The sequence below is a fragment of the Pontibacter oryzae genome, assembly GCF_003576375.1.
Taxonomy (GTDB): Bacteria; Bacteroidota; Bacteroidia; order Cytophagales; family Hymenobacteraceae; genus Pontibacter; species Pontibacter oryzae.
This window is the reverse complement of the sequence record NZ_QWGE01000001.1, coordinates 451,627-475,159: the sequence shown is the minus strand read 5'-3', so window position 1 is coordinate 475,159 and position 23,533 is coordinate 451,627. Positions and strand designations below refer to the sequence as shown.

24 protein-coding genes and 1 pseudogene are annotated in these 23,533 nt (G+C 46.9%); 15 read left to right on the top strand and 10 right to left on the bottom strand.

Annotated elements, in window-relative coordinates; genetic code table 11:
- Nucleotides 1–83: 83 nt before the first annotated feature.
- A pseudogene (locus tag D1627_RS02000) lies at nucleotides 84–864 on the bottom strand (IS982 family transposase).
- A gap of 122 nt (nucleotides 865–986) precedes the next feature.
- Between D1627_RS02000 and D1627_RS01995 the strand changes: the two are divergent.
- Entirely contained in the window at nucleotides 987–1,619 is a 633-nt protein-coding gene (locus D1627_RS01995) for a ribonuclease H1 domain-containing protein (RefSeq protein WP_119430533.1), read from the top strand.
- 122 nt (nucleotides 1,620–1,741) lie between these two features.
- On the opposite strand, the gene D1627_RS01990 is transcribed toward D1627_RS01995, so the two are convergent.
- Complete coding sequence (locus D1627_RS01990; RefSeq protein ID WP_158607134.1) at nucleotides 1,742–2,377, bottom strand: DUF4397 domain-containing protein; 636 nt, start codon at nucleotides 2,375–2,377, stop codon at nucleotides 1,742–1,744.
- 556 nt (nucleotides 2,378–2,933) lie between these two features.
- Between D1627_RS01990 and nudC the strand changes: the two genes are divergently transcribed.
- On the top strand, nucleotides 2,934–3,872 hold the full coding sequence (nudC, locus tag D1627_RS01985; RefSeq protein ID WP_147383175.1) for an NAD(+) diphosphatase: 939 nt from the start codon (nucleotides 2,934–2,936) through the stop codon (nucleotides 3,870–3,872).
- A 63-nt stretch (nucleotides 3,873–3,935) separates the two neighbouring features.
- On the opposite strand, the gene D1627_RS01980 is transcribed toward nudC, so the two are convergent.
- The 5 genes from D1627_RS01980 to D1627_RS01960 form a co-directional block, all read right to left on the bottom strand.
- Nucleotides 3,936–4,352: a c-type cytochrome gene (locus tag D1627_RS01980; protein WP_119430530.1), complete on the bottom strand. Its 417-nt coding sequence runs from the start codon at nucleotides 4,350–4,352 to the stop codon at nucleotides 3,936–3,938.
- The gene (locus D1627_RS01975; RefSeq protein ID WP_119430529.1) at nucleotides 4,339–5,019 is read right to left on the bottom strand and encodes an SCO family protein; all 681 of its coding nucleotides are present in this window, start codon (nucleotides 5,017–5,019) and stop codon (nucleotides 4,339–4,341) included. The genes D1627_RS01980 and D1627_RS01975 overlap by 14 nt, the downstream gene beginning before the upstream one ends.
- On the bottom strand, nucleotides 5,003–5,440 hold the full coding sequence (locus tag D1627_RS01970) for a hypothetical protein (protein ID WP_119430528.1): 438 nt from the start codon (nucleotides 5,438–5,440) through the stop codon (nucleotides 5,003–5,005). Before D1627_RS01970 ends, D1627_RS01975 begins: the two co-directional genes overlap by 17 nt.
- 130 nt (nucleotides 5,441–5,570) lie before the next feature.
- Nucleotides 5,571–5,966 carry a hypothetical protein gene (locus D1627_RS18250; RefSeq protein WP_147383173.1) on the bottom strand — a complete coding sequence of 132 codons (396 nt, stop codon included), beginning with the start codon at nucleotides 5,964–5,966 and terminating at the stop codon, nucleotides 5,571–5,573.
- A 118-nt stretch (nucleotides 5,967–6,084) separates the two neighbouring features.
- Complete coding sequence (locus D1627_RS01960) at nucleotides 6,085–6,504, bottom strand: DUF2267 domain-containing protein (RefSeq protein WP_119430526.1); 420 nt, start codon at nucleotides 6,502–6,504, stop codon at nucleotides 6,085–6,087.
- 401 nt (nucleotides 6,505–6,905) lie between these two features.
- On the opposite strand from D1627_RS01960, the gene gyrB reads away from it, so the two are divergent.
- The 13 genes from gyrB (at nucleotide 6,906) to D1627_RS01895 (ending at nucleotide 20,913) form a co-directional block, all read left to right on the top strand.
- Nucleotides 6,906–8,864 (top strand): DNA topoisomerase (ATP-hydrolyzing) subunit B, encoded by a 1,959-nt coding sequence (gene gyrB / locus D1627_RS01950; protein WP_119430524.1) that lies wholly within the window; start codon nucleotides 6,906–6,908, stop codon nucleotides 8,862–8,864.
- Between the two features lie 189 nt (nucleotides 8,865–9,053).
- A complete protein-coding gene (locus D1627_RS01945; protein ID WP_199688355.1) occupies nucleotides 9,054–10,295 on the top strand; it encodes a hypothetical protein in 1,242 nt (413 codons plus the stop codon).
- Nucleotides 10,295–10,840, top strand: coding sequence for a hypothetical protein (locus tag D1627_RS01940; RefSeq protein ID WP_119430523.1), 546 nt, complete (start codon nucleotides 10,295–10,297; stop codon nucleotides 10,838–10,840). Before D1627_RS01945 ends, D1627_RS01940 begins: the two co-directional genes overlap by 1 nt.
- An 84-nt stretch (nucleotides 10,841–10,924) precedes the next feature.
- Nucleotides 10,925–11,593, top strand: coding sequence for a hypothetical protein (locus D1627_RS01935; RefSeq protein WP_119430522.1), 669 nt, complete (start codon nucleotides 10,925–10,927; stop codon nucleotides 11,591–11,593).
- Nucleotides 11,594–11,681: 88 nt separating this feature from the next.
- Nucleotides 11,682–12,905: an IS256 family transposase gene (locus D1627_RS01930; protein WP_119430521.1), complete on the top strand. Its 1,224-nt coding sequence runs from the start codon at nucleotides 11,682–11,684 to the stop codon at nucleotides 12,903–12,905.
- A gap of 324 nt (nucleotides 12,906–13,229) precedes the next feature.
- The gene (locus tag D1627_RS01925) at nucleotides 13,230–14,444 is read left to right on the top strand and encodes an ArnT family glycosyltransferase (protein ID WP_199688354.1); all 1,215 of its coding nucleotides are present in this window, start codon (nucleotides 13,230–13,232) and stop codon (nucleotides 14,442–14,444) included.
- Nucleotides 14,445–14,565: 121 nt separating this feature from the next.
- Nucleotides 14,566–14,700, top strand: coding sequence for a hypothetical protein (locus tag D1627_RS18570; protein ID WP_262697012.1), 135 nt, complete (start codon nucleotides 14,566–14,568; stop codon nucleotides 14,698–14,700).
- A gap of 125 nt (nucleotides 14,701–14,825) precedes the next feature.
- Entirely contained in the window at nucleotides 14,826–15,281 is a 456-nt protein-coding gene (locus tag D1627_RS01920) for a GNAT family N-acetyltransferase (RefSeq protein WP_119430520.1), read from the top strand.
- Nucleotides 15,282–15,555: 274 nt separating this feature from the next.
- The gene (locus tag D1627_RS01915) at nucleotides 15,556–17,610 is read left to right on the top strand and encodes a M13 family metallopeptidase (RefSeq protein WP_119430519.1); all 2,055 of its coding nucleotides are present in this window, start codon (nucleotides 15,556–15,558) and stop codon (nucleotides 17,608–17,610) included.
- Nucleotides 17,611–17,731: 121 nt separating this feature from the next.
- Nucleotides 17,732–17,917: a hypothetical protein gene (locus D1627_RS01910; protein ID WP_119430518.1), complete on the top strand. Its 186-nt coding sequence runs from the start codon at nucleotides 17,732–17,734 to the stop codon at nucleotides 17,915–17,917.
- A gap of 38 nt (nucleotides 17,918–17,955) precedes the next feature.
- Nucleotides 17,956–19,362: an amidohydrolase family protein gene (locus D1627_RS01905; protein ID WP_119430517.1), complete on the top strand. Its 1,407-nt coding sequence runs from the start codon at nucleotides 17,956–17,958 to the stop codon at nucleotides 19,360–19,362.
- Between the two features lie 107 nt (nucleotides 19,363–19,469).
- On the top strand, nucleotides 19,470–19,877 hold the full coding sequence (locus D1627_RS01900; protein ID WP_147383171.1) for a hypothetical protein: 408 nt from the start codon (nucleotides 19,470–19,472) through the stop codon (nucleotides 19,875–19,877).
- A 58-nt stretch (nucleotides 19,878–19,935) separates the two neighbouring features.
- Entirely contained in the window at nucleotides 19,936–20,913 is a 978-nt protein-coding gene (locus D1627_RS01895; protein WP_119430515.1) for an ABC transporter ATP-binding protein, read from the top strand.
- A 32-nt stretch (nucleotides 20,914–20,945) separates the two neighbouring features.
- Here the strand turns inward: D1627_RS01895 and D1627_RS01890 are convergent, their stop codons facing one another.
- The 3 genes from D1627_RS01890 to D1627_RS01880 all read right to left on the bottom strand — a co-directional run bounded on the left by D1627_RS01890 (nucleotide 20,946) and on the right by D1627_RS01880 (nucleotide 23,440).
- The gene (locus D1627_RS01890; protein ID WP_233555479.1) at nucleotides 20,946–21,887 is read right to left on the bottom strand and encodes a DUF5996 family protein; all 942 of its coding nucleotides are present in this window, start codon (nucleotides 21,885–21,887) and stop codon (nucleotides 20,946–20,948) included.
- Between the two features lie 64 nt (nucleotides 21,888–21,951).
- Entirely contained in the window at nucleotides 21,952–23,007 is a 1,056-nt protein-coding gene (locus tag D1627_RS01885; protein ID WP_147383169.1) for a hypothetical protein, read from the bottom strand.
- Complete coding sequence (locus D1627_RS01880; protein WP_119430513.1) at nucleotides 22,976–23,440, bottom strand: hypothetical protein; 465 nt, start codon at nucleotides 23,438–23,440, stop codon at nucleotides 22,976–22,978. Before D1627_RS01880 ends, D1627_RS01885 begins: the two co-directional genes overlap by 32 nt.
- Nucleotides 23,441–23,533 lie beyond the last annotated feature (93 nt).

The window sequence follows — 23,533 nt, the reverse complement described above, 5'->3', positions numbered from 1 at the left end:
GAAAAAATTTATGTAAAAGTATAGTACAATACATAAAATTTAAATTCTATAATTAAAATAAGAATAATTAATTCAAGTTGCGATTAAATACAGTTATTGATGGTGTAAGGGAACAGGAAGAGCATTATCTTTAGCAGAAACCCTTGCGGGGCCACGGCGTGGATAGATCGGGAAAAGGCCGCTTTTATTTCACTGAAGGTTGTTTCTATTCTCTTCCTCTTCACAGTTTTTAAAAAGCCCATCGCCGGGCTGTCTTTCCGCTTGCTATTGCATTTTGCTGGGCGAACAGGCTGACCTGCTCACACTCCAGCAGCAGGTCCTCCAACTCATAGTTAGTGTAGGCGCTGTCCCCATACAGGCTGCTTCCCGGCGGCAGGTCCAGGTGCATGGTCTTGCCATTGTGCACGCTTCCCGCCACTATAAAGTAGTTCACCGGCAGGCCCCAGCAGTTGCGACAACCTCCACTTTAAACCCGTGGAAGTACTCCCTTTTAGAAGTATTGTAGCCCCTGTAGGCCTCACCCTCCAGCAATCTGCACCGGTTGATGCGGATATTGCGGCACACGGCCACCGGGAAGCTGTCTATCACATACTCGCTTGCGGTGTTAAGCTGCTTGCGGCACTCTCCCAAAGCCAGGAAGATGGCCGCAATCGTCTCACCTAGCCGGTGCAGCATCCGGCACTTCTGGTGCTGCTGCATATAGCTGCTGGCTACTGCCAGGTTGCCGCCAAAGTAGCGGACTGATACTAAGGCTGTCATGATTATTTCTGCATCACTGACTTTGCGCTTGGCTGACGCTTTTCTGCCCGCTATTTGCAGGTAATGGTCAACAAAACAGTAAATTGCTATCGTGAAGTCATTCATAGCAAGTAGGGGATTTAAGTGTAGTTACTTTTTCCTTTACAAGCCTGAGTGGCTTCATCGTTTATATGCAAATACTAAATCGCAACTTGAGTTATTTAAGCTAGTTAGGTTAACATTAACTTATGGGTAAAAAGAAATTTTATGTAGTTTGGAAAGGGAGAGAAACTGGGGTGTATGAAACTTGGGATGATTGTAAACAACAGGTTGAAGGGTTCCCTAAAGCTGTTTATAAATCTTTTACTACAAAAGATTTAGCAGATCAAGCTTTTCAAAATTCAAGTAAGGATTATGTTGGGAAGAATAAGCAAGTTAATGAATTGTCAATTGAGCAATCAATTTTAGTTGGTAATCCGATACGCGAGAGTATTTCCGTTGATGGTGCTTGGAACACTGCAACTGGTATAGTAGAATATCAAGGGGTTGATACAAATACGGGAGAACTTTTATTTCATCAAGGCCCATTTGAAGATGGGACAAATAATATAGTTGAGTTTTTAGCTATAGTGCATGGTTTGGCATACTGCAAGCAGAAAGAGTTAACCCTACCAATATATTCTGATAGTAGAAATGCGATTAGTTGGGTTAAAGATAAAGAAGCTGGAACTAATCATAAAAGGAATGAGAAAAATCTAAAGCTATTTGAATTGATTGATAGGGCAATTAAATGGCTTAAATCAAATGAGTATCCTAATAAAGTGTTGAAATGGGAAACAAAAGCTTGGGGTGAAAACCCAGCAGATTTTGGGCGCAAATGATTTGATTGTAACAAGTTTTAGGGAGAGGTCATAATTTAATACGCCTATAAAAAAGTCTCTGCAGCATTTGCCAAATGCTGCAGAGACTTGCAATTTTAAGAATAATCAGATTTTAACCTGTACTAGTAATTACTAATTACCTGTGCGTTCAGGGTATTGGTATTGCCGGAAGGTGGTGTGGCAAATCCTCTGATGATCAATGAGTACGTGACATTAGGTTGGAAATTGGTTGAGGTTACAGTAAGCAGCACCTCATCAGTATCGGCATTTTTAATTTCCAACGTATAGGTTTTGCCATCTATCTCCATAAAAGGGGTGATTTCCTTAAACGCTACATCAGTTGCTAAATCAAGAACGGTTGTTCCGGTGGTGCTTATATCCAAAGCGGGCGCATCCGGTGAAAGGTTGATGATGCGCAAGCCAGCTTTGCCTGAGGCAGGTGCTTTTACGCTGTCCTGCACAATAAGCATTTCCATGTTTGCCAGCGTATTTACTGCAAAAATAGAGTAAGCCTTTCCGTTCTTAAAAGTAGGTGTTGATTCTACGTACGCTGTTGCGGCATTAACTTGCGTAAACTTGATGTTGTACGTTTCCGGGGACAGCGGCAGGTAACCCGAGAATGTTGAGTACTTGAAAGGCTGCGTATTAAGCACGCGGCTATTAAGCTGAATATCTATATCGTTGGCATCTGGGGAGCCGTGGTAAAACGAAACGAAGGCGGCAGGTGTAGGTTCAGGCATCTCTGTATCATCGTCCATACAGCCGGTAAGGGTAAAAGCAGCTGCACTAAAAAGAACGAGGGCAGCTTTGCCTAAGGGTGATTTTCTGAAGAATTTGTGCATAGTAGTTAAATAAATTTAATTAAATCGGCAACGTATTACTGTTGCAGCGCAATGGGTAGCCGTTGTTACCCTCTAGACCCAAAGAGCAGCCCCATGGTTGCATAGTAATTGCGTAAAAAAGTATAAGTAAGAATAAAATTCCTATAGCGGACGTGTTACCTGTCTGTCTATTGGTGAAGCTGCGCAAGTATAGTGTTTAGCATTGTTGATGCCGAACAAAGCAGTAAATCTGCGGTTTGCTTCATGCATTGAGCATGCTAAGATAGCTAAAATATTGCATCCTCTGCGCCTGGCTCTTGATTGGAATGTGAAAAACAAATTGGCGGCCTTTGGGTTAAGACTGGCGGCATAGGCTTGTAAGTTGATTTGGTCATCGAGTTAACTTGCAACTGAGCAAAATTGTTAAGTGCGCGGTTTTTATACTTTAGATAGCAAACATTACCTTTTCGCAGCAAAAGAAATCCGGTTTTTTATGAATTATTTTTCACATAATCCGCTAAATCGATATGCTGATCTCAGGCCAGATGCGGCATACATGGACCAGCTGTGGAAGCACAAGAAGGCACGCGTATTGGTTGTTAACAATAACCTGAACCTGTTGTTGCCGACGCAGGATGAGGCGGCCATACTTAGCGCTGTAGAGGCAGAGGCCTTGGCTGACCATGCGCAGGTCAGGGTTTACTTAGGCTCCGAAGGTAAGGTGCCATACTTTGCCTTGGGTTTTTCGGAGCTTAGTCCGGTGTTGGTTCCGGAGCCGTATACTTTCCATGACCTAAGGCAGACAGCGCTTCACTTGCCCAAAGAGCAAAGTGCCCTGCTTGCGTACGCACGTGGCATCGTGCACTGGAACATATGCCATGCTTTTTGCCCGGATTGCGGCGGCCCAACACACAGCACCTATGCTGGCCACGTTCGCCAATGCAGCCACGAGGCTTGCCAGAAGCAACACTTCCCGCGCACCGATACAGCCGTAATCGTGCTTATTTCTGAAGGAGATGCGTGTTTATTGGGCCGCCAGCAAGTATGGCAGCCAGGAATGTATGCGGTAATAGCTGGTTTTCTGGAGCCCGGCGAAACGCTGGAGCAGGCAGTGGCCCGTGAGGCCATGGAGGAAACCGGCGTTAGCCTGCGAAGTATAACCTATCACTCCTCGCAGCCTTGGCCTTTTCCGAGCTCTATTATGGTAGGTTTCAGAGCTGTTGCCGCGAACCGATATATCAAAGTGGATAACCAGGAGCTGGAGGATGCCCGCTGGTTTACGCGAGCGCAGATTAAGTCTGGCCTGGAGCAAGGCACCTTGCGCATGCCGCCTCAGTTCTCGATTTCTTATCGCCTTATCAGCGACTGGTTTAATGAAGCAGGGGAGTATACTTTGGATGAGATAGTTGCGGCATCAGCCTTGAAAGTATAACCCAAGCCATACTTTGCTTCCGCTTAAGATACGTGCTGTTGGAGCCCTTTTTAAGTCAAAATTTTAGTTCAGCGCGCGTGGGCAAGCCTGCAGTAGCTTTTCTACCTCCGGCATGGTATAACGCTCGTTATTGTTCCCGAAATTAGTATGGATATAGTTGAGCAGGTTGGTGATCTGGTCATCGCGCAGGCTTTCTACACCCGGCATTTCCTTGTTATACTCCACGCCATTCACCGTAACCGTGCCAGACATACCTTTGCGAACAATGCAGGGAAGGTTGTTGCGGTTGGTCTGCAGAAAATCAGCGCTGGCAAGTGGCGGAATCAAGCCTTTCAGGCCGCTGCCGTCTTCCATGTGGCAGCTTTGGCAGTGCTGCTCATACAGGCGCTTGCCCTCGTCCTTTTTCTTGGTGAAGCATTGGGAAAGGGTGGTGAGGGCAAAAGCGCCCAGCACCACCGCTGTCAGTTTATTTTGTGTCATGGTTCTGCTCTTTCAGCAACAGCTGCATGTCTTGCATCAACTGGTCTACAGATTCTTCCTTAGTGCCATCGTAGTGGCCCCGGATGCGGCGTTGCGTGTCAATCAGCATAAAATCACCACCGTGCGTAAAGCCTCCCTCCACATTGCCATCCTGTTGGGCGGGCACCAAGTATTTCATGGCGATATCATAGATGCTGTCTTTTTCGCCGGTAAGCAGGTGCCACTTCCCTGATTCGATGCCAAGCCTATCGGCATAATCCTTCAGTACGGCCACGGTGTCGTGGGTAGGGTCGATGGAGTGCGAAAGCAGGACTACGTTTGGGTTATCCTTGTAGGCCTCGTAAATGCGTAGCATCTGGCTCTTCATTTTCGGGCAGATGGTAGGGCAGGAGGTAAAGAAAAAATCAGTAACGTAGATCTTTCCGTTCACGGTTTCCTGAGTTACCACTTGGCTATCCTGGTCCACGAAGGCAAAATCCGGGATGTGGTGGTAGATAGTGTCTACAATCGTTTTGCCATCTACGGTGCGCTCCACGGTTTCGCGTTCGCCGTAAATAGGAAGTGTTTGCTCGCTGGCGGCTCCAGAGTTGCAGCCGTAAAAAGCGCTTGCAGCTAACATAAAGGCCGCTGCCGCTATACCTGATTTAAAGTTATTTCTTTTGTTCATGGGTGCTAAGGGTTTGTTTGGCAGCCTGAAGTGTGCTGTCCATCACGGTTTGTACTCTTGTAACTTTAACCAATTCTTGCTGCAAATAGGTCATTGCCTGTTGGTGTTGCAGGGTGTCTGGGGCCTTGTATTGGCGCATCCACTGCATCATTACCTCGTCGGCCTGGTTTAGCCCACTTAGTTCCTGTTGCAGGGCAAGTATGGCTGCGCTGTCGGGTTGGGCTTGCTGCTCCAGGGTATCGCGCAGACTACGCAGTTGGCGCCGCAATTTATAGATATCACCCATCTTTGCCATGGCCTCATCGTGTATAGCCATCACATTACCTTCCAACTCGGCTTTTTGCTCCGTTTCGGAAGCGCCATTCTGGCAGCCAGCAAGCAGTGCAAGGGGTAAGATTGCAAGTATAAAAAATCGTTTCATTGTTGAGTTATGTAGTGGGGCAGAAGTATGATTTATCCACCCAAAAGTATTATAAGTTTAGTTTTGCCAGATAATCGGCATGCAAGTATAGCAGGTATCCTTTCATGAGATGACCGGTTGACCTATACGTTCATGTATAAAGCTGCTGTTGGGGCGGATGGAAAAGAGCAGGCTGATCGGTGGTACATGTTCTGTATAAATGAAAATCAGGCTGAATAAGTATTCCTGATTTAACAAATATGGGAACAAACTGCTGGCTGTGCGGCATGGCCTCCACTGGCTGGAAAGCGTGGAGCAAGTGCTGCACGGCGTCCTGCTGCTGTTGGCTGGTTTGCAATGCGTTGATTTTTTTGCGCAGATGGCATGTGCCGTGGCACTGAAGCTGCGGTTGGTCGCGGTTTATGCAAAGCACCTCAGAAATGTATGCGTAATCCAGCTGGTAATGCACGAGTGGCACAAGATAGCGGAAGGTAGTCATCAGGTAGATGACCAGAATACTTATGCCGATGAAGTAGCGACGCCACATGCTGCAAAGGTATGGCAGCCTGCTGGCAAGTGCAAGTTTGCGGACTATGCTAATGTAAACGCCCCGGCCATATAATGGGCCAGGGCGTTTAGTGTTTTATTTTTATAATGTATGTGGATTAGGCTGGTACCGTAATATCTGAGTGTATGGCCTGGGCTACCTGTTTGTACTGGCCCTCGGAAAGGTGATCTCGCAGAAAAGCCATCACATCCTGAAAGGCATAGAACGCATGGTCCAGCGTTGGGAAATCTGCTTCCTCGGCACCAGAGTCTTTCGTGCGGATAAACTCGAGCCACTCGTCCTCGTGCCGGATGCGCACAGGCTCATGCATGGTAAACCCGTCGTAGTAAACCCCTTTCCAGAGCACAGGGAGTTGTGCGCCTAGGTGCAGCGCCTCGCCGGTAGGTATACGGTCGCGGATGGCGTGCAGCACCGCCCTGAAAATTCGGGCTGCTTTCTGCTCGTCTTTAATACCAAGGTAAGCGCAAAGCTTGTTGAGCCAGGTTTTTCCGTCTTTCAGATAATTGTCGAAGTTCATAGCTTTAGATCAGGTTAGGTTTTGGAAAAGAAAAGTACACTCTTAGAAAACGGGCAGCAAGTGGCAGGGTTATACTTGTTGCCAGCGGCCTTACCTGTAAGCAAGGTTTTGGTGCCCGTAACACCGCTTGGTAGCCAAGGCCGCTGGCAAAATTTATACTTCTGATTGTTGCCGGATAAATTGCCAATATTATATCCGATTTTTTGTGTTTTTTATAGGCGTAGGGCTGCTGCAGAGGCACTATTAAGGTTAGCAATTTGTTAAAATTTAGTAGCTTAGGCTATACTTGAAATAGGACGATGCGCCTGTGCCAAGTCGCGCACATTGTACTCCGCTCAAAAGTATAGTTTAAACGAAATAAAAGTGGTAATTTTACCTATTCAATCTATCTGATAACACAAATGAGTGAAGTAGAAGATAAATCATTAGCCAACGATTATTCAGCAAATAGCATTCAGGTACTGGAGGGGCTCGAAGCAGTTCGTAAGCGCCCGGCCATGTACATCGGCGACATCGGTATTAAAGGCCTGCACCACTTGGTGTGGGAGGTAGTGGATAACTCTATCGACGAAGCCCTTGCCGGTCACTGCGACGAGATTTCAGTAACCATCAACGAAGACAATTCCATCACGGTGTCGGACAACGGCCGTGGTATTCCAACGGATTTCCACACCAAAGAAGGTCGCTCTGCCCTAGAGGTAGTAATGACAGTGCTTCACGCCGGTGGTAAGTTCGATAAAGACACGTACAAAGTATCCGGTGGTTTGCATGGTGTGGGTGTATCCTGCGTGAACGCCCTATCCACAGACCTGCATGTTACCGTGCACCGCAATGGGAAAATTTATGAGCAGCACTACAACATTGGTGTGCCGCAATATCCTGTTCGCGAGATTGGCGAAACCGATAAAACCGGTACCACGGTACACTTCCAGCCAGATGCCTCGATCTTTACGGCCACTGAGTATAAGTATGATACCGTAGCCAGCCGCCTGCGCGAACTTTCGTTCCTGAACAAAGGTATCCGCATCAACCTGAAAGACCTGCGCGAGCTAAACGATCAGGGTGAGCCTCTGAAGGATTCTTTCCTGTCGGAAGGTGGTTTGAAGGAGTTTGTTACCTACCTGGACGATGCGCGCGAGAACCTGATTCCGGAGCCTATCCATGTGGAGAGCGAGAAAAACGGCGTACCTGTGGAGATTGCCCTGCAGTACAACACCTCGTACACCGAGAATATCTTCTCCTATGTTAACAACATCAACACCATAGAGGGTGGCACGCACGTAGCCGGTTTCCGCCGCGCCCTTACCCGTACCCTGAAGAGCTACGCCGAGAAATCCGGTATGCTGGACAAGGTGAAGATTGATATTGCCGGTGATGACTTTAGAGAAGGCTTAACGGCTGTTATCTCTGTTAAGGTACAGGAGCCGCAGTTTGAGGGCCAGACCAAAACCAAGCTGGGTAACTCAGAGGTGTCTGGTGCCGTGGATACGGCTGTGGGCGAAATGCTGAACCAGTACCTGGAGGAAAACCCAAGAGAGGCACGCACTATTGTAAATAAAGTTATACTTGCCGCCCAGGCCCGTTTTGCCGCCCGTAAGGCACGTGAAATGGTGCAGCGCAAGAACGTATTATCCAGCACCAGCTTGCCGGGTAAACTAGCCGACTGCTCTGACAATAACCCGGAAAACTGCGAGATTTACCTGGTAGAAGGTGACTCGGCGGGTGGATCTGCCAAGCAGGGCCGCGACCGTAAGTTCCAGGCTATTCTGCCGCTTCGTGGTAAGATCCTGAACGTAGAGAAAGCACAGGAGCACCGCATCTACGAGAACGAGGAGATCAAGAATATGATCACGGCCCTTGGTGTAAGCTTCGGCACGCACGAAGACGAAAAGGCCCTGAACATGGATAAGTTACGTTACCACAAAATCATCGTGATGACGGATGCTGACGTGGACGGATCACACATCCGTACGCTAATCCTGACCTTCTTCTTCCGTTATATGAAGGAGCTTGTGGAGAAAGGCTACATCTACATTGCCCTGCCACCACTTTACCTTGTTAAGAAGGGTAAAGAAGAGCGCTACTGCTGGACCGAGCAAGACCGCTTAGATGCTATTGCCGAATTAGGCAAAGGCCGTGAGGAGAGTGTAGGCGTGCAGCGTTACAAAGGTCTTGGAGAGATGAATCCGGAGCAGCTCTGGAACACTACCATGGATCCAACAACACGCAGCCTGAAGCGCGTAGACATCGCCTCTGCCGCAGAAGCCGACCACCTGTTCTCGATGCTGATGGGCGACGAGGTTGGCCCACGCCGTGACTTTATTGAGCGCAACGCCAAGTATGCCCGCGTAGACGTGTAATACCTAGGCCATAAAAATAACTCAGAGCGGCGGCTATACTTTAAAGTATGGCCGCCGTTTTTTTTGTTAGATTATAAAGGGAAAATGCTATATTGATAGAGTTATTCGGTATTATATATCGAATTTTCGCGTGTATACGGAATAAGGTTAAAGTTATCAATAAGTTGGAAGGGATTAGATATATAGTATATGAAATTAGGATTTGACCACATAGATCAATTAGTAGTTTATAAACAAAGTCAAGTTAAAGAACTTGTAAATAATTTTCTTCAAGAATTTGAAATTCAGGAAAAGGAACATATTACTATACATACTGACAATAAAACGTTAGCCTTTTATATTGAGTGCCATATAAAGGCGAAGGATATTTGCAATAAAGGAACCATTGATGTTCCTTTAGACCCCGAAAATCAATCGGATTATAGAGCAAATAGAGAAGTAGTCGAAAACAACCCTGCATACTTGAAAATGCTTCAAGACGCGGAAGAAAAACGGATATTCAGCAATATTGTTGCTGAATATAACCCTGATTTTGAACCTGATAAACCCTTAAAAATAATTGGTGGTCAACATCGGTTTTTAGCTATCGAAAGGGCGCTGAAGAAAGAGATTAACGAATTTCACGGTTTTAAACTATACTTTGATTTAAGTATGGAACAAAGACTTGATGTTCAGTTAATTTCGAATACAAACATTGCCGTATCGAGCGACTTGCTAGACCGAATGTTTGAAACTGTGAAAGGTCCAGAACTGAGGGATTGGTGCCAAAAATGTGGTATACTTGAAGCAAGTCAAGATTTTGCGGATAAAAAGCAAAGGGGAAGCCAAATTTCAGTACGAGGCGCCAGAACGTTGATTGTCAATTATGTTAATGGAAAAAGAATAAAGGACATAGAATTTAACATTATACGTACTACTCCAGCTATCAGTGGCACAGGTGGTGTAGATGAGGAATGGGAAATAATACGACAAACCCCAAAACTTTGGACCGATAAGAAAATGATTGAAATGGGCAAAGCATATGCTGAGCTTGTTGCTTCACAAAAAAAATACTTCTCAGTCAAAGAAAATTTTGAATTTTCAGAAAAAGCACTTAGTTATTCTGTATTAGCTTCTTGGGCATTTGTTGCAGGTGTATTGCACAAAAATAGCGAACGACTAAAGAGGCACTATGATTTATCAAATCGAACGTCCGGAGACCCTTTAAACTCATCTGTTCTTGCAAAGGGTAGACATAAAACAGATCCTGAAAACTATCGCGGATTAGGTACCAGAACTGATGTTAAAGACAGGGGAAGATTGACTGAATTATTTTTTCTTCAAGCTGAAAAAGGAACCGGTATTAACAAAAAGATGGTGGATTTAGCTATTGAAAAATATCATGCAAAAGAGGCTAATCTAAGAGTTCAAGAAATGGAAAAGAAACTGTAATGGCAGCCTTCGATGACTTCTCAGCTCTCTTATTGGAAGAGGCAAAACGCTTCCTAGAAAAGATTAAGGAATCTAAAGACGAAGATGCTAAAAAGGCATATAAACATTCGGCTGTATTAATAGGAATATCAGCTTTAGAGGCATATATTAATGGTATTTCCCAAGAACTAGTAAACTTTCCCACTACTCCAATTCATGAGAAAGCCCTTCTTGAAGAAAAGGAGGTTGAGTTAAAGAATGGTGAGTTTATTGTTACAGAAAGATTAAAAATTCAAAGACTTACTGATCGAATTCAATATTTATATTTCAAACACAGTAAAACTTATCTGACAGGAGAATCTGAAGCTTGGTGGGGACCGTTAAAACAATCGTTAAAAGTTAGAAATGGTCTTGTTCACCCTAAGGAAGAAATTTCAATTTCTCAGGATGATGTAGAAATATTACTAAAGAGCGTAATAGAATGTTTGCTTCGACTATCAAAAATTATTTACAAAAAAGAATATCCATTTCGGAATATGGGGCTTCAATCCAGGTTAACCTTTTAAAACTCCTGTCAACAAAACATTAAAAGCTGTAAATCTTGGCAGTTCATACTGTTTTTATACTAGAAATTAGCTGTTACTTACATCATGAACAAGGTTAAATTATTAGCGCTTGTTTCAGCACTTTTGGCTCTAATCAGCTGTAGCAAGCATGCATCTGTTAAAGTCGATACAAATGAAGCTGCCGCTTTAAAGGAGGATGATAAGGTTCAGGAGAATCAGAGTAATATTATAATTGATGACTCAACACAACTCTCACCAAACTTTTTAAGTGAGTTAAGAAACAGTGGGTATCCTGAAAGAATACGTTTTGTTGATGAATACGTGTTGGTAGGCAACGACACAGTTTATTTTCCTAGTGATCTAAAGTTGGGCAAGAGATACGAGTTCCTTGCAACGACAGAAGGTAAGAAGTATAATTTATCAGTTGAGCGAATCAATAGCTCCACTATACATTTTGATTTTATACTTTATGAAAATAGTAAAGTACTTCAAAAGCAGAGCGGACAAGCAGATTTAGGTCCTTATTTCTTTCTCGCCACGGAAGTGGATGAGGATAATATTACCGGCGAAGCTTATGGTTCAAGCGAGTATAAGACAACAACTGAAGATTGCTGGTTTAATATTAGAATTGGGATTGGCAAGGATGATAAAGGACGACTAAGAGCTACCATCGTTAATGGTTGTGAAAAAGAATCGGACACGGATTTAGTTAATGGAAATATCACTCTAAGAACAGAGAAAAGCACTAACTAAAATTGCTCCGGCTTAAAGCTCGATTATTGCGAGGCTGTAAGATAAACTGTGTCAAAGGATTAGTAATATTACCTTTAACACAGTCAACATGGAAGAGAAAAACGAGCTGGATCTGGAGAAGATCAAGCGCCAGTTCCTGGAAGAGTTCCGGAGCGGCAAACCCACCTTCGGCAAAGACGGCGCGCTTGGCCCCCTGCTGAAGCACTTCTTAGAGGCCGCTTTAGACGCGGAGATGGACGTGCACCTGGACTCGGAGGAGCGCGGAAAGGGCAACCGCCGCAACGGCAAAGTCAGCAAACAGATCCGCACCTCAGACGGCACCATCGAGGTGGAGTCGTCCCGCGACCGCTCCTCTAGCTTTGAGCCGCAGATCATCCGGAAACGGGAGACGGTGCTGGCAGAGAACCTGGAGCCGCGGATATTGAGCATGTACGGGTTGGGCATGAGCCTTCGCGACATCTCCGCGCACCTCAAGGAGATGTACGACATGAACATCTCCCACGACACCCTGGCGGCCCTCACCGAGAAGATCGTTCCCCAGGTCAAGGAGTGGCAGGCCCGGCCGCTGGACCCGCTCTACTGCATCGTCTGGCTCGACGCCATGCACTACAAGGTGCGGCAGGAAGGGCGCACCGTCTCCAAGGCCGTCTACAACATTCTGGGCATTGACCGCCACGGGCACAAGGAGCTGCTGGGCGTGTACGTCTCCGAGAGCGAGGGGGCTACCTTTTGGCTCAGTGTGCTGACGGATCTGCAGCAGCGGGGCGTTGCCGACATGCTCATCGCCTGCATCGACAACCTTAGGGGCTTTGCCGAGGCCATCAGCAGTGTCTTCCCCCAAGCCGAAGTGCAGAGCTGTATTGTCCACCAGATAAGAAACAGCCTCAAGTACGTGGGCTCCAAGGACCAGAAGGAGTTCGTGCGGGACCTCAAGCCCGTGTACCGGGCTGAGTCGAAGGAGCTGGCCGAGCTGCGGCTGCTGGAGCTGGAGGAGAAGTGGGGCTCAAAGTACCCCAAGGTGCTCGAGAGCTGGCAACGAAACTGGGACAAACTCTCCACGTATTTTAAGTATACAGAACCTATCCGCCACTTGATCTACACCACCAACACCATCGAGGGATTTCATCGCCAGATCAGGAAGGTAACTAAAACGAAGGGAGCTTTCCCGTCGGATATGGCGCTGATGAAGCTCATTTACCTGACTCACCAGAACATCAGCAGGAAATGGGTCATGCCGCTGAGCAACTGGAGCCAGACGGCCCAGCAACTATCGATCTGGTTCGGGGACAGGATGCAGCTGGACTTGAAGTGAGACGCACTTAAAAAGTTTGGCCCTTTTGCTGTAAGGACTCACGCCAGAACAGCAAAAGGGCCAGTAAATGGAAATAGTGAAGTGACACAGTTTAAATTACACTCCCATTATTGCCTTACTTAGCTTGTAAAAACAGCTAGTAGTAATTGTAATCATAAGCTTAGTTAAAAACAATTTCGAGATTTCCCGTCTCATCAAAGCTCTCTAGCCGAAACTGATTTTGCTTTAACCCACAGTTATCTTGACATTGCCTATTAGTTATCGCAAGGTATATGGCTGTGCCAGAAATCCACGCTAACTATCAAAAGCAGTTCACGCAATCGGATGAAAAAATACCTGCCCATAATTCTCGCACTTTCTGTCGTTAAACTCATCGTACAGTGGCTTGGCAATAGGAATTATGGTTTTCATCGGGATGAGTTACTTCATTTGTCTGTAAGCGAGCATTTGGATTGGGGATTTATGGAGTTCCCGCCGCTAATAGGCGTACTTGGCAAAGTATCTTACTGGCTTTTCGATTACGCGCTTGTCGGGGTCAGGCTTTTTCCAACATTGGCCGGTATCACGATCCTGATTTTATGTTGCCTGATGGCCATTGAGCTAGGAGGTAAGTCCAGAGCCGTATTGCTTGCAGGCTTTTGCATATTGGCTTTTCTGCCTTTTTACCGGAATCATACATTATTTCAACCCGTTGCTTTTGATCAGTTATTCTGGACGCTAGGATTTTACCTTGTCATCAAGTTTATCAATTCCCAACACAAAAAGTATCTCATACTGGCAGGCCTGATTTTAGGACTAGGCTTACTGAACAAATACACCATACTAGTGTGGGCCTTAGGCATATGTGTAGGCCTGTTTTTTTACCGGAAGGGAGCTGTTTACAGGAGCAAGTGGTTATACGTATCAGGAGTGCTTTCTTTTCTGATTTTCCTGCCAAACATTATCTGGCAAGCGCAACATGGTTTTCCGCTTATAAAGCACTTGCAAGCCCTTCATGCGAATCAACTGGATAAGGTAAGCCCACTGGAATTTGGATTAGAACAGCTCAATTTCCCGTTCACGCTTATTATAAGTCTCCTGGGGTTAACCGCACTGTTAATCGATAAACGTTTAAGAAAGTATCGCGCAATTGGAGTCGCCGCCATCGTGATTATCAGTACAATGTGGCTCCTAAATGCCAAGGCTTATTATGTGTTTGCCATCTACCCGGTGCTGTTTGCAAGCGGAGCCGTTAAAGTAGAAAGTATATTCGCCCGAAAGCCCGCCATGGTAGTTGTTATTGCGGTTGTTGTGCTGCTTCATTCCATATATTTCATTCCAGAAGCTACACCTATACTTCCGATCGACACCTATGTCAAGTATGCAGGGCTTGAAACCGAGAATGGGCGCGTAGAGCTTAAAGGCGATTATGCCGATATGTTTGGATGGGAAGAGCAAGTGCAGCTGGTAGATAGCGTTTACCAATCCCTGAAACTGCGTTATTTGGGCGGAGAATTACGGAGAGGCCGGGGCGCTAAAAATACTTGGAAAGAAATATAACCTACCTAACCCTATCAGCCGGCACGGGAGCTTTTGGAACTGGGGTTATGGCAACAAGAACGCGGATGTCTGGATAAGTATAGGCAACGAGCAACCATCTGTAGAACACGTGTTTGAGGATGTGAAGCTAGTCAGAATTATCAGGCACCAATACGCAATCGGGGAGGAGAATGAGATTCCGGTTTACATTTGCCGAACGCCTAAAGTTGACCTGGAAAAATGGTGGAAAGACTATGAAGCGCATGTGTTTGATTGATCTTCAATAAACCAAAGTATAAAGTTGTTGCCCGGGCTTGGTACACATAGTTTTTGTAGATATTTACTCCAATGCAAAACTTCACCTTTTTGCGAGCCTAACAGCTTGTTTTTTATACTTCCCGCATGGCTATAGTAATACGCAACTACACCCCGCAAGACAAGGCAGCCGTTATCAGGCTGCTGCAGCTGAACACGCCAACATACTTTGCGCCCTCCGAAGAAGCTGACCTTGCCAATTATCTTGCAAGCGAAGTGGAAGATTACTTTGTAGCGGAGTTAGACTCTGAGATTGTTGGCGCTGGTGGCATAAACTACTTCTCGAGTGAGCAAACTGCCCGGCTCTCCTGGGATATTGTTGCACCCAGCATGCAGGGCAAAGGCATTGGGCAAATGCTTGTTACACATCGCCTAGATCTGTTGCGCAGTAACTCCGATATAGCGCTTGTTGTTGTCAGGACCACGCAACTGGTGTATGCGTTTTATCAAAAACTTGGCTTTGAGCTGCTAAAAATCGAGCGCGATTACTGGGCTGCAGGCTTCGACTTGTACTACATGCAGCGAAGTAACCACAAAGTATAAATCTCTGAAATTTATACGCCAGCAACTCACAGGAAACATTTCAGTCACTTCCTGCTTTTTATACTTCAAAACTGATTAAAGCCAACGCTTTAAAGTATGCCTTATTGAAGTTTAAACATTGTTGGAGCGGATTTTGCTTTATACTTCAGCACAGCTTAAATGGAATTTCAACCTGAATTTAAAATTTAAGCATTACATTAGAGGTGAGAATCGTGGCTAAACGACCTCACTTGCAGAAAAACTTATCTAACACTTTAACTTAAATTACCCTTCGATGAAGAACGTATCGAACTGGAAAAACCACCTAAGACTACTACTGTTTGGTGCTGCAGCTCTGTATGGCGCAGATGCCACCGCTCAACAAAAAGGAAAAGATCAGTTTATTGATAAGTCCAACATGGACATGTCGGTGAAGCCTGGCGATGACTTTTATACTTACGCCAGCGGCGCCTGGCTGAAAAGCAACCCTGTTCCGGCCAAAGAAACACGCTGGGGTAGCTTTAACCTGCTTCGCGATTTTAACATCAATGCTGTAAAAGAAATACTTGCCGAGGCAGCCGCTGATAAAAGCGCTTCTAATGGTTCCGTGAAGAAGCGTGTAGGCGATTTCTACGCCTCTGCCATGGACAGCACCACGATAGACAAACTGGGATATAAGCCAATCAAGAAAGACCTGAAGCGCGCCGGATCTGTAAAAGATGTAAACGCGATTCTGAACGAGGTAGCTTACCAGAAATCGAAAGGCATAGCTTCCCCAATGTTCGGCTTTTATGTAGGCCAGGACCGCAAGGATGTAAACACCATGATTCCGCAGCTGAGCCAGGGCGGTACAACCCTTCCAGACCGCGATTACTACCTGAAGGACGATGCGCGCAGCAAGAAAATCCAGGAAGCCTACAAAACATACATCACCAAACTGTTTGCCTTAACCGGTACACCAGCTGCCAAGGCACAGCAAAACGCAGAAACCATCTTTAACCTGGAAAAGAAGATGGCCGAGGCGCAGATGGCCCGCGTGGAGATGCGCGACCCATACAAAACTTATAATAAGTTTGCTGTAACTGATCTGAGCAAAACCACGCCAAACATAAACTGGAATTCGCTTATGGCGAAAATGAAGGTTACCGGCGAGGACACAATACTGGTAAACAACCCAAAATTCTTTACGGAGCTGAATGGCTTGCTGACCAGCACACCAACCGCTGACTGGCAAACCTACCTGCAGTGGAACGTGCTTAAGTCTTCTGCGCCATACCTGAGCACGCCTTTCGTAGATGCTAACTTTGCATACGCGCAAGCGCTATCGGGCCAGAAAGTACAGACGCCGCGCTGGCAGCGCATGTCTTCGCTTACAGATAACACCATTGGCGAACTGCTTGGCCAGCTGTATGTGGAGAAGCACTTTAAGCCAGAGGCGAAAGCCAGAATGAACGAGTTGATCGATAACCTGATCAAAGCGTACGAAATCCGCATCAACAACCTGGATTGGATGAGCGCCGACACCAAGGAGAAAGCGCTGGCCAAACTGCACGCCTTCACGCCGAAAGTTGGCTACCCTGACAAATGGAAAAACTACGATGGCCTGGAGATCAAGCGCAATGCTTTCTTCGCGAACCTGCGCAACGCCGGCGAGTGGGGCTACAACGAGATGGTAAGCCAGCTTGGCAAACCAGTTGACAGAACCAAGTGGGGCATGACGCCGCCAACCGTAAACGCATACTATAGCCCGGTGATGAACGAGATCGTTTTCCCGGCGGGTATCCTCCAGTTCCCGTTCTTCGACCCGAACGCGGATGATGCCGTTAACTACGGTGGTATCGGCGCTGTGATCGGCCACGAAATTTCGCACGGTTTCGACGACTCTGGTAGCCAGTACGACAAAGACGGAACGCTGCGCAACTGGTGGACCGAAGAAGACTTGGCTAAGTTTAAAGAGAAGGCCAAAAGCCTGCAGGAGCAATATGATGCTTATACCGTGCTGGATACAATCCACGTGAACGGTAAACTGACGCTAGGCGAGAACATCGGTGACCTGGGTGGCCTGAACGCCGCTTACGAAGCCTTTAAGATGACCGAGCAAGGCAAGTCTAACGAGAAGATCGATGGCTTTACGCCAGATCAGCGTTTCTTCCTGTCGTGGGCGCAAGTATGGAGAGGTAACATTTTGCCGGAAGCAGCCGCACAGCAAATCGTGACAGACCCACACTCGCCGGGGCAGTACCGCACCATTGGCGCACCAGTAAACATGGATGCCTGGTATGAGGCGTTTAATGTGAAGCCAGGCGATAAGCTCTACAAAGCACCAGAAGACAGAATCAGACTCTGGTAGTTTATAGTATACATTTGATTTTCAAAAGCCGGTCTGGTCAACAGAGCGGCTTTTGTTTTTCTATACTTTGGGATTACTTTACTACCTTATACTTTTATAACCAAACAAACTTAAACTCCTTATGGAAATAAGACTGCGTGTGCCGGAGCTTGCCCTGCTTGTGTGCGGCTTTACGGCAATCGGAATAATTGCCGGCATCATGATAGGCAGCGGCAAAAGCAATAACTTTCAGCTGTTATACATGGGCCTCATACTTTTTCCGATGCTCACCATCATCGTCCGGAAACGGTATAAAGTGCGCGGTTAAATCTTACCAAATCTATCCCATAACAACCATGTTGTACTATGAAAAAGCTGTTAATCTTTTACCTAAGCGTACTGCTACTTATTAGCGCCTGCCAAAGTATAAAAACCCAAACGTATGATCTGCTGCTCACGAACGCCACCATCGTGGATGTGCAGACAGGTACGTTAATCCCAAATCAGCTTATTGCCATTTTAGGAGATACCATTCGGGTGGTGGATGCGGCAGAAAATCTGGCCAAGTATACTTCAACCCAAACGCTGGATGCGCAGGGCAAGTATGTGATGCCGGGCCTCTGGGATATGCACGTGCACTTCAGGGGAGGCGACACGCTGCTGGCCGAAAACAAGGATTTTCTGGCGCTGTTTCTTGCTTATGGCGTAACCACTGTAAGGGATGCCGGTGGGGATCTGGTGCCCAGCGTAATGCAGTGGCGCGAGCAAATTCGTAAAGGGGAGCTGACTGGCCCCACTATTTTTACGCCCGGCCCTAAACTGGATGGCCCAAAGCCTGCCTGGCCCGGATCAATAACAGTCGATAGTGAGGCTGATGTGCAGCATGCCTTGGACTCACTTCAGGCACTAGGCGTGGATTATGTGAAAATGTATGATGGCAGCCTTACCAAAGAATCCTTTTACAGCATCATAAAAGAAACAAAGAAGCGCGGGCTCAAAACGACTGGCCACATGCCTTTGTCGGCTGATATTTTACCGGCAGTAGATCTTGGCCTGGATGGCTCCGAGCACATGTATTATGTCTTGAAAGCAGCATCTCCTTTAGCCGATAGCCTTACCAAATTGAACTTGGGCTACGGCATGATGAACCAGATTGTGGAAAGCTATGATACAGCCCTTGCCACAAAGGTTTTCGAAAAGCTGGCTGCAAACGATTTCTACATCACGCCAACGCTGCACATTGGCAAAACCCTTGCCGAACTGGCCGACGCCGACCACTCCAGGGATTCTTTGCTGGCTTATATCGGTACGGGAGTACAGCAAACGTACCAGGGCAGGCTAGAGAGCGCCAAGCGCGCCAAAGCCCGCGGCAACGACATGCGGCAGCAAATGGGCCAGCTTACCGAGCGCATGATGCGGCCCATGTATGAGGCAGGTATAAACCTGGTTGCCGGCTCTGATAGCGGCCCGTTTAACTCCTTTGTTTATCCCGGAGAATCTTTGCACGAGGAGCTGAAAAGTATGGTAGCAGCTGGGCTCACGCCGCAACAGGCACTTACAACATCCGTTATAAACGGGCCAAAGTTTTTTGGCTTGGGCGCTGTTTATGGTAGTATCAGTAGCGCCAAGATAGCCGATATTCTCATTCTGGATGCTAACCCCTTAGAAGACATCTCCAACACAAGCAAGCTACATACCGTGATAAAAGCCGGGAAAGTATATGACCGTGCAGCGCTTAACGCGATGCTGGAGAGGATAAAAGCACAAAAGTAGCCTGAATGGAAACGGTTGTGAGGACACATACACTAAACGAATCTGACAAGTATAAATTAAAGCAGCAACTGACAGAATGCATTGCAGGATACTTGGTTTTGGGCATCGTGATGCAAATCATCACGCTTGCTGTACTTGCTGCGATCATGTCTTTGAAAGCTTCCCCATTTAATACTTTCTTTACTGCTGGTATTCTTTTTTCGCTGTCTATCCTCGGATTTTTGATCTTTTTACTTTGGATGGTCAGGCCTTACCTTCGTGATCTGAGAAATGGCACCAAGCTGGTTCTGGAAGAGAAAATCACGGACAAAAAAACTGAAACAAACTGGGGCTGGCACGGAAACCCTGCCGCAGCTGCAACCTCTCAGCCGAAGATCACGAGCCATACGTTATACTTTGAAACCTTTAGCCTATCGGTATCAGAAGAGGCATTTAAACTGTTCAAGGCCGGGGAGAAGGTATGTATATCATTTGCAGCTAAAAGCAATGCCTTTTTAGGAATAGAAAAGGCGTAACTTGCGGCAGGCATTTACCTTAATAAAGTATAAACTCCTACACGCAACACCTCTTTCCATGGCATTTTTAGACGTAACAGACATCTGTAAACAGCAGCAGGATGGGTTTGCTTTGCAGCACATCAGCTTTAGCCAAAAGGAGTTTCAGAAAGTCGCCATTGCTGGAGAAACAGGTTCTGGAAAAAGCACGCTCCTCAAGATTATAGCCGGCCTGGTGCAGCCCGATAGTGGGAGCGTATTCTTTGAGGGCGAGAAAGTGATAGGGCCGGAGGAGAAACTTGTAGCCGGGCATCCCGGCATTTCATACTTGTCGCAGCATTACGAGTTGCCGCACTCGCTGCGCGTGGAACAGGTGCTAAGGTATGCCAATACATTTTCAGGGGAAGAGGCGGAAAAGTTATACGAAATCTGCCGCATCAGCCACCTGCTGCAACGCAAAACCAACCAGCTTTCTGGCGGCGAAAAGCAGCGGATTGCCCTGGCCAGACTGCTCTCTGGTTCGCCGGAGCTGTTGCTGCTGGACGAGCCGTTCTCGAACCTCGACATGGTTCATAAAAAGGTGCTGAAATCAGTGTTGCATGCTATTGGCGAAGAACTTGGCGTTACTTGTCTGCTAACCTCGCACGACCCGCTGGATACGCTCTCCTGGGCCGATGAGATTTTAGTGATGCGCGCAGGAAGTTTACTGCAGCAAGGCACGCCCAAGCAAATTTACCAGCAACCCGAGAGCGAGTATATTGCCGGCCTCTTCGGCGATTACAACCTTGTGGCTTCCGAATCCGCTGCCATACTTGGTCTTACTCCTGATAGCAAATCAATCAAGAAAAGCATACTCATCCGACCGGAAAGTATAAAAATAACACCGGAAGATGGCATAGCGGCAACTATTTTACAAAGCCGGTACTTTGGCAGCTACCACGAGGTGGATGTGCAGGCAGGCAACATTAGCTTAACCCTGCGTACTGATCGCGCCAATTTTGCCGCTGGCGATACATTATGTGTGCAGGTAGTGGCCGAAGAAGTTAGATTTCTGTAAAAAGTGATCTAAGGTAAAAGCGTAAATATAGCTTACAATTCAGTGAGGGGCTTCACTTCCAGCTCCTGTACTGGCCACCCAGCCAGCTTTGCCCCAGCCTGGTAACTACTTTCCAGAAAGTCCAGCAGTGCCTGTCGTGGATTCTCTAACTGGCGCATCTCCTCGTAATTAAGTATGGCCATCGGGCTGCCATTAGAGTCTACCCAGGTGGCTACATCGGGCTTTAGCGGCTCCTGGTCCAGCCCATCCGGCGAAGGATAAGTATAGGCATAAAATGCCGGGAAACGTACCTTATCATCGCCTGCCCAAAAACCAAGACTGACTACCTCATGCGAGTACGCTTCCTTCTCCACAATGCTTGCTTCTGGCCTAACAGGTACTTTCTTGCCTGAAAAACGGGTTACGGTTAAATCCATGTGGTGCCAGTACAGGTGCACCGGGCAGGTTTTGCCATAAAAGCGCCCGCTAAACTCTTTCATTGCCTGATCCACGGCTACTAACACGCGCCAATAGCGGTTTACCTGCTCCGGGTTGTACGAAGTATGCGTATCGTCCTGGGCAAAGGGTATGGTGCTTTTGGTATCAAAAGGTTTAGCCAGAATATTAGCTTGGATGCCAAGTACTTCAAGCGACTTCATCACCTGTGTGTAAAAGGATGAAACGCTCAAGCCGTCCTGTAGGGGTATATGTTCGGAAGCTCCTGTGCTTGTCTGGATTTGCAGCTGGTGGTTAATGAAATTGAAGTCGATCTCAAACGTGTAGGACTCGTAAGGGATGGGGCCAGTGCCTAAACCACGGCTAGTTACATACAGCGTTACATTCCACCAGTGGTTGCGGCGGGGCATCAGCTTTAGTCTTATTTTACCGATGACTTGAAAATACAAGTGAAGCGTATCTTTTGTCTGTTCCCACTCCTCCAATGGCAAGGGCGGAAAGATAGTCTTATTGGGTTCGTGCATTTTCGTTGTATCCATGGTATAAGCAAGTTACAGTTAGCAATTGCTTTTAGGATACGTGAATGCTGCGCGTAGGTCTTGCTTACTTCTGGAATGGGCGAAGGGTTTGGGCCAATGTTCTTAAACCAGGGAGGTAAAGTATGCCGGAAAGGTAATAATGCCTTTGCGACAAACGGTTTCTTTGGCGCTCCAAGCTGGTTGCAGCTATGTGCGGGGAGCCGGACAAAGATTTGGGCCTGAACAGCGCTGGAAGCAGTAAATCATAAGGCAGAAAAAGGCAGAGCAGCACACAAATTGCCACTACAAAATGCGTCTGGAACGCCAGCATATTTACCACGTGGAACAGTATCAAGAACAACGCAACCCAAGGGCGGAGCTGCTGCCGGAATGCCGCAAAAACACTGATGCTTTGCACGTACACCGTAAGTATAAAACTTGCCTGCCACACCAAAGGCACTGCTGTAAAAAGCTTAGTAAAATGAAGTGGCAAATCATAGCTGCGGAAACTGACAAACGCATTGTAGAGCGCTCCATCCGGGTGCAGCCAATGCACATCCGGTGAGCTTGTCAGCAATTTGTAAAGTATCGACGGGATTTTCCAGAGGCCGGCCAGTGTATAGGTAAACAAAAGCCCGGCATAAAACCAGTTAATCGCCTTGCTCGTGTACTGATCCGGCTGTCGCCAGCTATGCTTGTGCAACGGGATGAAAATCAGGAACAGGTGCGCCAGCAAGAAAAGATGATTCACATGGCTCAGAAAACCATAGCTCCATTGCGGCAGGTTAAGCCAGAGCAGGCAAAGCGCCAAAGGTAACTGTAGCCATGCGCTGTTTCTTAGCCGGATAAGTTGCAGCAAGTTAAGTATAGCGGCCAAGGCAGTTATACTCAGGAAGAGCATTTTGCCAGGCAACTCAGGCATTAGCCAGTTAAGATAAAAGTTGTGTTGCCAGAATAACTCCAGGGGCCTTTGCAGCAGCAGGAAGTATTTTTTTACCGTCCAGAACAGCCAAAGTAAGGTAAACACACGTAGAGCCATCACCCCGAAAAAGAAGTTAAACCCGTTACGCCGTGCATCAGGCTCCACCTCCTGAAACATGGCGTGGGCCTTAGCGGAAACGGACAATTGTAAGGGTGTCATAGGCGTTGGCGTTTTGGAGAAGCTCCTGCGGGTTGTAGCGCTCTTCCACAATTTTATACTTAGCTGCACCAGGCGCTACTGTGCGGGTAAACAAAAGCAAGCGGGTTTGTGCCGCCAGGGTATCGCCGGTAGCGGCAGTGGCGGCCTGGGTGAGGGCGTTTAAAGTATACACGTATTCATCTTGCGTAAAGGTAGCGGCCGGATGTACGGGTTGCCTTTGCCAGGTGCTAGAGTTTGCTTGTTGGGTATAGATGCGGTACTCCTTTACTTCGCGCTTACTGCCGAGTGGTTGGGTGTAGAGTTTCCAGGTTGCAAAAGGGTACAGCTCGCCAAAACCTAACGCCAGGCTCAACACCGTCAGGCAGGAGCCAGCCATACTTGCCAGCACAAGTGCACGGGTAAAACGGTAAGTTTTAGCGGTAATTAGGCTCATTACAAGCTTTTTAAGTTGATTTAAGCGCAGCGCTTAAAAACGAAGATACATATTTTGCCTGATCCGAGGCACGAAATTTATCTTTGCAATATG